This is a genomic window from Pseudomonas sp. P8_241 (assembly GCF_034008315.1).
Classification (GTDB): Bacteria; Pseudomonadota; Gammaproteobacteria; order Pseudomonadales; family Pseudomonadaceae; genus Aquipseudomonas.
Genome location: NZ_CP125377.1, coordinates 2666670 through 2679277, shown reverse-complemented (window position 1 = coordinate 2679277; position 12608 = coordinate 2666670). Strand labels below are relative to the sequence as shown.

The following is a 12608-nucleotide window of genomic DNA, read 5'->3' as shown; positions in this document are numbered from 1 at the left end:
GGTTGCCACTTTACTATCGACAGTGGGGTATATCACCAAACGCATAGCGGTCATCCCCATCCCTGAGCCTCCTCAATAAAGTGCAGCACCGCACTGGAACGCTCATCGATGCGGGAAATCAGCGACAGTTCGCTGACCATTTCCGGTTGCGCCAGCGGCACGATCCGAATGCCTGGCATGGTCAACCGGGTCATGGTTTCAGGCACGATGCTCAAGCCGATACCCGCCGCCACCAATCCGGGGATGCTCATCAGTGACGGCACAGACATGATGTTCTCGGGGTGCAGCTGGTTTTGCCGGCACGCCTGGAGGGTGTGCGAGGTCAGGCCGATGCCGGCACTGTCCTGCAAAAACACAAATTTCTCGTGCCGCAACGTCGCCAGTTCTCCGCTAAAGCTGTCCGCCAGTTCATGGTTGTCCGGGATCAGCAAAACCAGCCGGGATTGACTGAAATGATGGGTGCGCAGACGATCAGGCAGGTGATCCTTAAACACCCTGGCAAAGGCCAGGTCGAGTGTGTGGTCCAGCAAACTGTCGAACTGCGCGCGGATCCCCGCGTCCACCAGCGACACTTTGACTTCGGGGAACGTGCTGAAGTAATGCCGCAGCAATTGCGGAAGGTTGGCCTCGAACAACGCCGAGTGGTAGCCGATGTTGATCTCCCCCACTTCACCGCGTCGGGCACGCCGTGCAGCGGCAGTCGCCAGTTCGCTGGACTCGATGGACTGCCGCGCATGGGGCAAAAACGCCTCGCCGGCAGCGGTCAACGCGACGCCCCGGTTTTCCCGGCGGAACAGTGCCAGCCCCAGCTCGGACTCAAGCGTGCGCATCAATTGACTCAGCGCCGGTTGCGCAATACCCAGTTGTTCTGCCGCCCGGCTGAAGTGCTGCAAGTCGGCGGCGACCACAAAGGCTTTCAGATGACGCAGTTCCATGATCCTCACCCATAAGGCCAGCTTATCTATTTGTCGTGATTTTGATAATTATTCTGTAGGGACGATGCGTTAATGTCTACCCACTGCAAACGCTTCCTGCAAAGGCCTCTGCCCGAACGGAATCGTATGGGTATCCCGTAACCATAAAAACAATGACGAGCACCTCAATGAGCACAACCAGTCACGAGACTCATGATTCGCGCATGCCTCGCAAAGCGGTGACCGCCGCGACCGTTGGTACCGCTTTGGAGTGGTTTGACTTCACCCTGTATGGCGCGGTGTCGGCGACCATTCTGCCCAAGCTGTTTTTCCCGGCCATGGAGCCGACCGCCGGCCTGCTCGCCTCGCTGGCAACGTTTGGCGTTGGCCTGGCCGCTCGTCCATTGGGCGCGATTACCTGTGGCTACCTCGGCGACAAACTGGGCCGCCGCAATCTGATGCTGGCCACCGTGACCCTGATGGGTCTGGCCTCTGTGCTGATGGGCCTGTTGCCTACTTATGCTCAGATCGGCATTTGGGCACCGATCCTTCTCGTTCTGCTGCGGATCATTCAAGGCTTCGCGCTGGGCGGTGAGTCCACCGGGGCACAACTGATGGCGCTGGAGCACGCCTCCCCAGACCGACGCGGACGTTATTCCGGCTTGCTCGGCTTGTGCTCGCCCCTCAGTCAGATATTAGCCAACGGCGTACTGATGGGCCTGGCTGCGACACTTTCCAGCGAACAATTCGAAAGCTTTGGCTGGCGGATCCCCTTCCTCCTGAGTTTCGTACTGGTGGTGGTCGCGATCTTCATCCGCCTGAAAGTCGATGAAACCCCAGCCTTCGTCGCCTTGAAAAAGACCCCGATCAAGCAGGAAAAAAGCCCGCTCAAGTCCGCTGTTGGTAGCCACTACAAAACCATCCTGCGCTTGATGTTTTTCTTTTGCTCGCCCGCTGCGCTGTTCTATCTGATCGTGATTTTCTCCCTCAGCTACCTGACCAAGCACCTGGGCTTTAGCCAGTCGACAGGCTTCATGTCGCTGATGGTGGCAAACATGTGTGCGATCTTCGGTGCGCTGGCCGGTGGTTATCTGTCCGATCGTTGGGGCCGTAAAAAGGCGCTGGCATTCGGTTCGTGCATGACCTTGCTGATCCTGTTCGTCTATTTCCCGATCCTCAACACGCTGAACGTTGCCGCCATCATGGCAATCATGGGGCTGTTTTTGGGCTTCACCCAGTTTCAAAGCGGCATCCAGCCGGTGGCATTCGCCGAAGCATTCCCGACCCAGGTTCGTTACTCGGGCTCGGCACTGGCCTACACCGGCGCCAACCTGGTCATCGGTGGCCCGATGCCAATGATCGCGGTCTATCTGATGAGCCAGTCGAACAACTCGCCCTGGCCGCTGGTGACGCTGTGCGCCGTGATCAACCTGATCTCGCTGGCCATGATCCTCATCGGCCCTGAAACCCGCGGCATCGACCTGAACGCCGTCGCGGCACCTGACGCGGACACGACTGCCGCTCCAGCCCTTCTTTCCAAATAACGCAGCAGGACGACCATGAACCGCACCGTCTTCATCCTTAACGGCCCGAACTTGAACCTGCTGGGTCGTCGTGAGCCGCACATCTATGGCCACACCACGCTCGATCAGATTCGCCAACGCAGTGAACGGCTGGCCGAGGAACTTGACCTGGTCTGCGACTTTCGCCAGACCAACCACGAAGGCGTGATGGTCGACTGGATTCAAGAAGCCTTCGAGCAAGGCGCAGCGGTGATCATCAACCCGGCCGGCTTATCGTTTCATTCGATTCCGGTGCTCGATGCCCTGAAGCTGCTCAACACACCGCTGATTGAACTGCATCTGTCGAACATCCATGCACGGGATGAACTGCATCGCCACTCCATCATGTCCGGCGCGGTGAATGCGGTGATCTGCGGCATGGGGGCCGACGGTTACCCCCTGGCAATCCGGGCCATTGACGACCTGCTGCGTCGTCAGGTGGCCAACAGCTGACACCCCTCTTCGCTTAACGCTTACCCGGCGGTCTCCCGGCAGATGGTTGCCAGGGCCGCCTGCGCCTGAAATTCAGTCGCCGACTGCAAAAAACTGCCAAAAAAATAATAATTCACTGCGAGAGAACCCCTCATGCATCACTCTGTTTTTCGCCGTAACGTGCCTGCACATTACACATTGATCGGCCTGACCCTGGCACTCGGTGCGGGCGTGGCGACTGCTGCTCATGCCGATGAAAATAGCGGTTTCATCGAGGGCGCTACCAGCACGCTCAACCTGCGCAACGCTTACATCAATCGCAACTTCGTCAACCCCGCCTACCCGCGTCCAGCCGCACCACAGAACAAGGCTGAAGAGTGGACGCAAAACTTTATACTCGACGCCCGCTCCGGCTACACCCAAGGTCCGGTAGGGTTCGGCGTGGATGTTCTGGGACTGTATTCGCAGAAGCTCGACGGGGGCAAAGGCACGGCCGGCACGCAACTGTTGCCTGTCCATGACGATGGGCGTCCAGCGGACAACTTTGGACGGTTGGGCATTGCCGCCAAGGCCAAGGTTTCCAAAACGGTGGTGAAAGTAGGCGAATGGGTCAGTTCGCTGCCGATTCTGCGTTCAGATGACGGCCGTTCGTTGCCGCAGACCTTTCAAGGCGCCCAGATCACCTCCCAGGAAATCAACGGGTTGACGTTGTACGGCGGTCAGATCAGGCAGAACAGCCCGCGTAACGACGCCAGCATGGAAGATATGTCCATGAACGGCAAAGCGGCGTTCACGTCCGACCGGTTCAACTTCGGCGGCGGCGAATACACGTTCAACGAGAAACGCACGACGGTTGGACTCTGGTACGACGAACTTCAAGACATCTACCAACAACAGTACATCAGCCTCAACCACAGCCAACCGGTAGGTGACTGGACACTGGGCGCCAACATGGGCTACTTCATTGGCAAGGAAGACGGTGCCAGCCTGGCCGGCGATATGGACAACAAGACCGCTTTCGGCTTGTTCTCCGCCAAACTGGGCGGCAACACCTTTTATGTCGGCTTGCAAAAGCTCACCGGTGATACCGCGTGGATGCGGGTCAACGGCGCCAGTGGCGGCACACTGGCGAACGACAGCTACAACTCCAGTTTCGATAACGCGCAGGAACGCTCCTGGCAGGTTCGTCACGACTTCAACTTCACAACGGTCGGTGTCCCTGGACTGACGCTGATGAACCGTTACTTGAGTGGCGACAACGTGCACACAGGCGCTATCACGGATGGCAAGGAATGGGGCCGCGAATCTGAATTGGCTTATGTGATCCAGTCCGGCGCCCTGAAAAACCTGAGCGTCAAATGGCGCAACTCCAGTATTCGCAGAGACTTCAGCACCAACGAATTCGACGAAAACCGGCTCTTTGTCAGCTACCCGATTTCGTTGCTGTAGTGCGACGGCCCTGAACACGGTAGAGAACAGGCGAAACGCTTTGTCAGCTCAACGGGACGTTGCTGTCTCATGAACAAGGATGAATGAGATATCTTGTCGAGCTGTCGATCTGTTCAACACTCCAGGGAAGCCAATGCTGAGTTCACTTGTATCCAGAGGTCAGTCATTGGCACCTGACCGGTCAGAACCGTTGGTCCCCTGGTGGAGTTTTACCAAGACAGTTCTGGCCGTGACGGCACTTTCACTGGTTCGCGATGGCCGGGTCGGATTGGACGACCCGGTTCTTGATCAACCGTTCACGTTGCGCCAACTACTGCGGCATGAGGCGGGTCTGGCCGACTATGGCGAACTGGCGGAGTATCACAGCGCGGTTGCGAACCATGAGAGCGCCTGGCCGGCAGGTGAAATGATGCAACGTCTTGAGGGCACTCGACTGCGATACAGCCCCGGAACCGCGTGGCGCTACTCGAATGTCGGTTACTGGCTCATCGGCAGGCTGATTGAACGAGTGACTGATCTGGCGCTTGAAGAGGCCGTGAGTTGTCGTGCATTCACGCCCTTGGGTCTGTCGGGCGTTCACTTCGCCAAAACGCGAGCAGATTTACAAGCAACCTGTCTGGGTAAATCGTCCCGCTATGACCCTGCCTGGGTTTATCACGGCCTGCTGATCGGCCCCCTTTCGCACGCAGCGCTATGGCTCGACCGCCTGCTCGGCGCAGACCTTCTCTCTACGGATTTGCTCCAGCAAATGCAGACCGCTCGAACATTGGGCGGTCCGATTCCCGGACGACCATGGATTGCACCGGGATATGGTCTTGGGGTGATGCAGGGTCCGATTGAAGGTGGCCTGACCCTGTGCGGGCATACCGGGTGTGGCCCTGGCAGTGTCATTGCGGTGTATCGCTGCTCCGACGCAGAGGCATCCGCGTGTTGTGCCGCGTATGACGCAAGCGCCAATGAAGGTGCCGTCGAAGCCCACGTGGTTCATCAGTTGAAAAAAGTCTTGGGTACAGGGCATAAAAACGTATGAGGCCGATCAGGAGCCGGTCAAATAGTTAAGCTGATATCATGCGAGCCCTTACCAGCCGAGCCAAAAAACATGAACCGTCAAAAAAAATTAAAACAGCTATTCAAGGCTAAAGCCAAAAAAGCGAGTGCGAAACTGGCACCGGTCAACAAGAACAAATACATCAGTAAAGCTGACCGATTGAAGCTGGCGGCGGCTGAATCCAGTCACGACCCGGTCGTTTCTTGCGAGTCCGAATAACGGGTTCACGCTCGGTATGGTCAATGGCGCAAGCGCATCGCTCAGTGACTGGATACCTCACGCCACGACGCGTGAATGGGGAATTGACCCGCGCTAAGCCCCGGCTCGTTGTGCATATTTTTGGCGTCACGTGCAGCATCGACGTCACCGCCTGGCAAAGCCCCGAAGAGTCCTTACAGTCCCTTCTCCCGACATGGACGGCTTCGAGCTGCTCAGGCACCTAAGCAGCCATCCGCGAGCCAAGCGGATTCCGGTGATTTTCATTACTGCCAAACCCATCAACCCCGAACTTCTACAGTTGAAGGTCAGCAACCAGTTACGTCAGATCGAGCAGCGCAAACAGCTAAAGACCGACTACGATAACCTGTTGAACCTGGCGGATTTGCGCGAGGACATCGAGCAGCAAGTTGAACTTCTCGCCTCTCGACAACCGACTGAACAACGTCGGTCAAGAAGCGTCAATCGGTACACGCGTATGTTTTACGGTATCGCCTGAATGAGACTACACACGACTGTTGAGCACCGGCGTTCGACTCGCCTTCCTGCCACGCATAGAAGGTCGCCATGGGCCTAGTACTGATCGATGAACAGTTGGTGTTTGACGAAGACAACTTCTTGTTGTTTCGAGCCGATTGTGCAGACGAGGAGCCTTTACGCGTGGGCGCAATCGCCAGTCGATGCCTGGCCATGCTCTTGAGATCCGGTGGCACGGTAGTGCGTAAGCGCGAACTGATGGAGGGGGCGTGGGGCCAGTTCGGCCTGGAAGTAACCGACAACAGTTTGGCTCAGGTGGTCCGACAATTACGCCTGGCGCTGGAAAAGCTGCAACCCGATAGAGAGTTCATTCAGACGTTGCCGCGCATAGGCTACAAGCTCGCGGACAGTGTACGGGTCGAGGAAGTATCCAGCGTATCGAAAGCCGTGCCCGTTGCGGGTGAAGCCGTCGTTGACCGCGAACGCCCCATCCTTGCTCCAGCCATGCCTGATACGGGGAGCCAGGACGCCGAACCGCCTTCGATCATGGCAATGCCGGCAGCAATGGAAAGTGCTTGCGATTCTCTGCCTGTATCACCGGTAACCTCGCCCGTACGTTGGGGGCTTTGGGTGGCATTACTCCTGTGGGGTGCCCTTGCATTTTTGCTGGGAAGAATCGGGCTGCCCGCCTCGCCAGAGGTCATACCCCCAACGTTCGCTACGCCGGTAACAATAAGTGAGGTACAGGTCCATCTGTCCGCTCGAGACATACAACCCATGGCGCCGTCCTTCCTGCAACCCCTGGTGCTGCGCAGTCGTAAATTGGCGGAACTTGAGGGACTGTCACTGGACAATCTGCACCTTTATCTGTTGCCCGCCCGTCGTGGCGCCGATCAGATTCTCTGTGAGGGTGAACTTGAAAAAGTCGGTAGTCGCTGCATAGGTGTACAACAACATGACTAGATCTGGCGCAAACGCAGTCTGGTGCCTGGCCTTCCTTTTCGTCGGCCTGCTGGGCGTGGGGCTTGGGCGCCTGTCGGCAGAGCACGCTACCGGCCGGGATTTCTGGTGCGAAGGGGAAAGTGCGCATCAAACGCATTCTGAAGCGCGGCCGGGTTGGTTGACGATACGTTACAGATTGGATTTGCAGCGCACCGGCCTGAGCCATATGCGCATGGTGGCCAAATTGATTGATGCCAACACCGGCACAGAACTGGGAACCGCACGTCGCAATAGCGCCTTTGAGGTGCAACAACAAGGACATCGTTTGCAAGTCAATGTTGTGAGTGCTGCTCAGGGCGAAGCCGATAGCACGAGTCCTGAGCTTACGAGTACGTTGGGCCTGTTTATTTTTCGACCAAACAGTAACTTGAGTTACTGGATACGGCCACTGACTGAATCTCGTTATCTCATTGATGATGGTAATGACATGTTCATTTTGTGCAGCCGGCGATGACACGCTCGCAAAAGCCCCCCATGAACTTTGGCACGGCTCATGAGTGCTCAGCGCAGCAGCAAACTGATCAACCTGACGAAAAACCGAGTCAAGTCTGGCGGCAAACCGCGCGCGCGTGATTGAAACGGGCTGGATCAGCCTTGTGCAGATTTTCTCGACTATAACTAAACGACGCTCGTTCACCTCAAACAGAGGATTGCTGACATGCGCCCCGATTCATCGTTTCGTCTTTCAGGATGGCAGAGGCCGATACTCATTACCGCCCTCGTCGCCAGTGTGCTTGCGTTAGGTGCCTGCGCCTCGGTGGACGCCCAGACCAGCGCTTACGTCGGGGTCGAGCACCCTGCCCCGACGTTGCCCAGTGAAGTTCAGGTGCTACGGACAGAACCGACCAGACCCCATGTTCGACTGGGCGAAATCCTGATCAATGCCACGGTTGACCCGGCTCCACCCATCACCCAGGTCGAACAAAAGCTGCGTGAAGAAGGTGCCAAGCTTGGCGCAGACGCGGTCGTCGTCGTTTATGACGCAATCCAGCCCGTCGCCGCCTATGTCACAGGTCCCCTGTGGAGCCGAGACATCGAAACAATCCAGGGACGCAGGCTCAAAGGCATTGCCATCAAATACCAATGACGAGGTGTACCGCTATGAAAGCCATTCTGTCCTGGATGACAGTCACCCTGATGACTGTGCTGATCAGTGCCTGTTCCGCCGTGGGTTCAAGCGATGGTGGCGCCGGTGAAACCGAAATACGCTCAGGCAAGATCGAGCAGATTACGATGACGCAGATGCAAACCAACCACGACAGCGGCGTCGGCGCCGTGCTCGGTGGCCTCGGTGGCCTGGGCATCGGCAGCCTGATCGGTGGCGGCACCGGGCGTGATGTCGCCATGGTTGCCGGCGCGCTCGCCGGTGCAGTGGGCGGCAATTACGTCGAGAAGAAAAAGTATGATCAACCGGTCGACGCCCAGCAGGTCATCGTACGGGTCAACAGCGGCGTACTGGTCTCGGTGACCCAGCCGATCAATCCTTCTTTGAAGAAAGGCCAAAAAGTGTATATCGAGGGTTCGGGCAATGATGCGCGGGTTGTAGCGCAGGGCAGTTAAGTTGGTTTGACTCTGAAATCACTGTGTCTGCCTTCTGCTCGCGATGGTCTCAAGAGCGCTGCGTTTATTCTGTAAACGCGCGTTTTCGTTAACGACCATCGCCAGCAGGCTCGTTCCCACAAAACCTCCCGTCTGCTAAAAAACGTAAATCGGCAAAAAAGCAAAATTGCCATGTGCTCCCCTCGTTCTTTCATACGTCGCAGTGTTCACTGCCCGTCTCTGTCTGTCTGGAGTTTTATCGATGCCCTCGCCCAATTCCCTGCCCGCTGCATTGCTGGGGCTGGCCCTTGTCTGTCCGGCCATGACCCAGGCCCAAGGTCTGGAACTGGGACAAGTCCTGATTGGCGCTGAGGATCAGAGCGACGAAGACCAGAGGATCGAAGACGCCGAGGCCCGGCTTGCCGAAGTGCCCGGCGGCACCAACGTGGTCGACATGCGCCGGCCACTGCAAGGTCGCGTCGCCAGCAATCAGGATGTGTTGGCGTATCAGCCCGGGATTTACGCGCAGTCTGCCGGCAACGAAGGAACCAAGATTTCGATCCGCGGCTCGGGCATCAACCGGGCACCGGGCGCCCATGCCTCGGGGCTGTACGCCATGCTCGACGGTCTGCCGCTGACCGGCCCTGGCGGCACGCCCTATGAATTGCTGGAGCCACTGTGGCTGGACCATGTGGAAGTGCTGCGTGGCGCCAACGGTTTCGACAGAGGTGCCCTGGCCCTGGGCGGGGCCATCGACTACATCAGCCATACCGGCTACGACGCGCCGAAATTGCAGGTACGCTATGCGACGGGCAGCCACGGGTATCAGCAGCGTCAAGTCAGCTCCGGGCAGGTATTGGGAGCCTTCGATTACTACATGGCGCTGACTGATGCGAACTCGGATGGGTATCAGGATCACACGGCCAGCACGAGCCAGGGCGTCATCGCCAATTTCGGCTATCGCTTCAACCCGAACCTGGAAACGCGCTTCTACCTGCGCCACCGTTCGACCGACAACGATCTCGCCGGACGCGTGACCAAACAGTCCATCGAACACGACCCACGGGCAGCCAACCCCGCCTACGTGACACGGGACGACAGCCGTGACCAGCCCGGCAGTACCTTTATCGGCAACAAGACCACCTACTACATCGATGACGATTCGAGCATCCAGACCGGTCTGGTCTATCACGACTATCCGATGGATTTGCGCGAAGGTCCCAACCGCCTGAAGGTGGCCTACACCGATGTCAGCGGCACCTTCGACTACAAGCGTCGCGACACGCTGTGGGGCCTGGCGAGCAACAGCACCGTGGGCCTGCGCGTCACCAAACACCTGCCCAATGACGGTGCCAGCGAGTTCGTGCGCATCCCTTCCGGCAACACCGCCGGTTATGCACCGGGCACGCTGATGCGCAACTTCACGTATCAAGGCTCGGACAGCGTCCTGCATGTCGGCAATGATCTGGAGATCGCCGACGACCTGTGGCTGACCACCGGCCTCGCCGCGATCTACACCCGTCGTGAAAGCGCCGTCACCTACCCGCAAGCAGGCGGCAAGACCAGCCTCAACGATTGGGACTACGCGCCGCGCGTGGGTCTGCGTTACCAGCTGACACCCGACCTGCAGCTGTTCGGCAACCTCAGTCGCTCGGTCGAGGCGCCTCACCCGTGGTCGCTGATCTACAGCTCCAACATTCGCTTTCCCGCCGGCAGCGGCCCGGCCACCGGCACCCAGCGCGTTCCGATCGAATTGCAAAACCAGACCGCGACCACCCTGGAGCTCGGCGGTCGTGGCGACAGCGCGATGGGCCAGTGGAGCCTGTCCTGGTACTACGCCCAGGTGCGCCACGAATTGCTCTCGGTACTGCCGGATGCCAATGCCACCACACCCTTTGAACTCAACGCCAGCCCCACCGTGCACCAGGGTGTGGAAGCCAGCCTGCAAAGCAACCTGTGGTCGCCGGACGGCGGCGGCCAGTTGAGCCTGCGCCAAAGCTACACCTTCAGCGACTTCCACTACCGCGACGACGACCGCTTCGGCGACAACCGCCTGCCGGGTCTGCCGATGCACTACTACCAGGGCGAACTGCGCTACGACTGGACGCAGGGTTTCTTCGCGGCGCTCAACACTCAGTGGGTGTCCAAGGTCGCGGTCGATTACGCCAACAGCTATTACGCCGACCCTTACGCGATCTTCGGCGCGACCCTGGGCTACAACGCGCCCAAGGACGACTGGCAGACCTGGCTGGACATCCGCAACCTGACGGACAAGCACTACGCCGCCACGGTCACGCCGGGTTACGACGACAAAGGGTTAGACGCGGCGCGGTCGACGCCTGGCGAGGGAATGGCGATGTACGTCGGGGTGTCGTGGAGCCTGCACTAAGGCCACGCAGCACAGCTGAAATGTCGCTGAACAAACGGAAAAAACAGGTTTCGATCATCGAAACTTGCGAAAAGCGACAGTCAGCTAAGCTTAGGCTCAGCTAATTGCCCACGATGCTCGCGGCGGCAGTGTTTGGATTTTCTGGAGAGCGTCTGCAACAGCTATTTCAGAGAATTCCAAAAATTAGCGCAGGACTGCCCTGATGACCGAGCCTCTCCTCAGCTTTGACGAACTCAAGCGTGCTGCCGTCAGCGGCGAAATCGACACCGTGCTGGTGTGCATGGTCGACATGCAGGGTCGACTGGTCGGCAAGCGATTCCAGGTCGAGTTTTTCATCGACAGCGGCCATGAAGAAACCCACTGCTGCAACTACCTGCTGGCCGATGACATCGACATGGAGCCGGTGCCCGGCTACGCGGCGGCGAGCTGGAGCAAGGGCTACGGCGATTTTGTGCTCAAGCCCGACATGCGCACCCTGCGCAAGGTGCCGTGGCTTGAGTGTACGGCGCTGGTGCTGTGCGACGTGCTCGACCATCACCATCGGCAAGACCTCCCCCACAGCCCGCGGGCGATCCTGAAAAAACAGGTCGAGCGCCTGCGCGAGCGTGGCTACACCGGCATGTTCGCCTCGGAACTGGAGTTCTACCTGTTCGACGAAAGCTACGAGGCCATCCACAAACGCAATTACCTCAAGCCGAAAACCGCCGGCCACTACATCGAGGATTACAACATCCTGCAGACCACCCGCGAGGAACCGGTGCTGCGGGCGATCCGTAAAAATCTGCAGGCCTCGGGCATTCCCGTGGAGAACTCCAAGGGTGAATGGGGCCCGGGCCAGGAAGAGATCAACATCCGTTACGCCGATGCCATGACCATGGCCGACCATCACGTCATCATCAAACACGCGTGCAAAGAGATCGCACAGCTACAGGGCAAGGCGATTACGTTCATGGCCAAATGGCGTTACGACGCGGCCGGCTCCAGCAGCCATATCCACAATTCACTGTGGGACAAGAACGCGAAAAAACCGCTGTTTTACGATGCCAAGGCTGAGTTCGGGATGTCCAAACTGATGCGTTCGTGGGTCGCCGGACAGCTCAAATACGCCAATGACATTACGTGTTTCCTTGCGCCCTACATCAACTCCTACAAGCGTTTTCAAGCAGGCACCTTTGCCCCGACCCGTGCGGTGTGGAGCCGCGACAATCGCACCGCCGGCTTTCGCTTGTGCGCCGAAGGCAGCAAATCCATCCGCATCGAATGCCGCATTGGCGGCGCCGATCTGAACCCGTATCTGGCCTTCGCCGCCCTGATCGCAGCGGGGCTGGCCGGCATCGACGAAAAGCTCAGCCTCGATGCGCCCTTCGAAGGTGATGCCTATGTCGACGAGCATTTGCCGGAAGTCTCCAAGACCCTGCGCGAAGCCACTACCGCGCTCCAGGGCTCGAGTATGTTGCGCGAGGCATTTGGGGACGAAGTGATCGACCATTACGTGCACACCGCCGAGTGGGAACAGAAGGAATACGACCGGCGAGTCACCGACTGGGAATTGCAGCGCGGTTTCGAGCGCTATTGAGAAG

At 58.4% G+C, this 12608-nt stretch carries 13 protein-coding genes; 12 read left to right on the top strand and 1 reads right to left on the bottom strand.

What is annotated here, in order from left to right; translation table 11 throughout:
• Positions 1-50: 50 nt before the first annotated feature.
• Positions 51-935, bottom strand: coding sequence for a LysR family transcriptional regulator (locus QMK58_RS12270; RefSeq protein WP_053161213.1), 885 nt, complete (start codon positions 933-935; stop codon positions 51-53).
• A gap of 167 nt (positions 936-1102) precedes the next feature.
• On the opposite strand from QMK58_RS12270, the gene QMK58_RS12265 reads away from it, so the two are divergent.
• The 12 genes from QMK58_RS12265 (at position 1103) to QMK58_RS12210 (ending at position 12604) form a co-directional block, all read left to right on the top strand.
• Positions 1103-2458 (top strand): MFS transporter, encoded by a 1356-nt coding sequence (locus QMK58_RS12265; protein WP_053161215.1) that lies wholly within the window; start codon positions 1103-1105, stop codon positions 2456-2458.
• Positions 2459-2473: 15 nt separating this feature from the next.
• Positions 2474-2929, top strand: a complete 456-nt coding sequence (locus QMK58_RS12260; protein WP_053161217.1) for a type II 3-dehydroquinate dehydratase — start codon at positions 2474-2476, stop codon at positions 2927-2929.
• Positions 2930-3061: 132 nt separating this feature from the next.
• The gene (locus QMK58_RS12255) at positions 3062-4357 is read left to right on the top strand and encodes an OprD family porin (protein ID WP_082344516.1); all 1296 of its coding nucleotides are present in this window, start codon (positions 3062-3064) and stop codon (positions 4355-4357) included.
• A 133-nt stretch (positions 4358-4490) separates the two neighbouring features.
• Positions 4491-5387, top strand: coding sequence for a serine hydrolase domain-containing protein (locus QMK58_RS12250; protein WP_053161219.1), 897 nt, complete (start codon positions 4491-4493; stop codon positions 5385-5387).
• A 69-nt stretch (positions 5388-5456) separates the two neighbouring features.
• Entirely contained in the window at positions 5457-5624 is a 168-nt protein-coding gene (locus QMK58_RS12245; protein WP_082344517.1) for a DUF2986 domain-containing protein, read from the top strand.
• 193 nt (positions 5625-5817) lie between these two features.
• Positions 5818-6120: a hypothetical protein gene (locus QMK58_RS12240; protein WP_320396359.1), complete on the top strand. Its 303-nt coding sequence runs from the start codon at positions 5818-5820 to the stop codon at positions 6118-6120.
• A 68-nt stretch (positions 6121-6188) separates the two neighbouring features.
• On the top strand, positions 6189-7061 hold the full coding sequence (locus QMK58_RS12235) for a transcriptional regulator (protein ID WP_053161222.1): 873 nt from the start codon (positions 6189-6191) through the stop codon (positions 7059-7061).
• On the top strand, positions 7054-7554 hold the full coding sequence (locus tag QMK58_RS12230; RefSeq protein ID WP_053160235.1) for a hypothetical protein: 501 nt from the start codon (positions 7054-7056) through the stop codon (positions 7552-7554). Before QMK58_RS12235 ends, QMK58_RS12230 begins: the two co-directional genes overlap by 8 nt.
• A gap of 204 nt (positions 7555-7758) precedes the next feature.
• Positions 7759-8187: a hypothetical protein gene (locus QMK58_RS12225; protein WP_053160237.1), complete on the top strand. Its 429-nt coding sequence runs from the start codon at positions 7759-7761 to the stop codon at positions 8185-8187.
• A gap of 14 nt (positions 8188-8201) precedes the next feature.
• Positions 8202-8660, top strand: a complete 459-nt coding sequence (locus QMK58_RS12220) for a glycine zipper 2TM domain-containing protein (protein ID WP_053160239.1) — start codon at positions 8202-8204, stop codon at positions 8658-8660.
• A 241-nt stretch (positions 8661-8901) separates the two neighbouring features.
• Complete coding sequence (locus QMK58_RS12215) at positions 8902-11028, top strand: TonB-dependent receptor family protein (protein ID WP_320396358.1); 2127 nt, start codon at positions 8902-8904, stop codon at positions 11026-11028.
• 202 nt (positions 11029-11230) lie between these two features.
• Positions 11231-12604: a glutamine synthetase family protein gene (locus QMK58_RS12210; protein WP_053160242.1), complete on the top strand. Its 1374-nt coding sequence runs from the start codon at positions 11231-11233 to the stop codon at positions 12602-12604.
• The last annotated feature ends 4 nt before the right edge of the window (positions 12605-12608 follow it).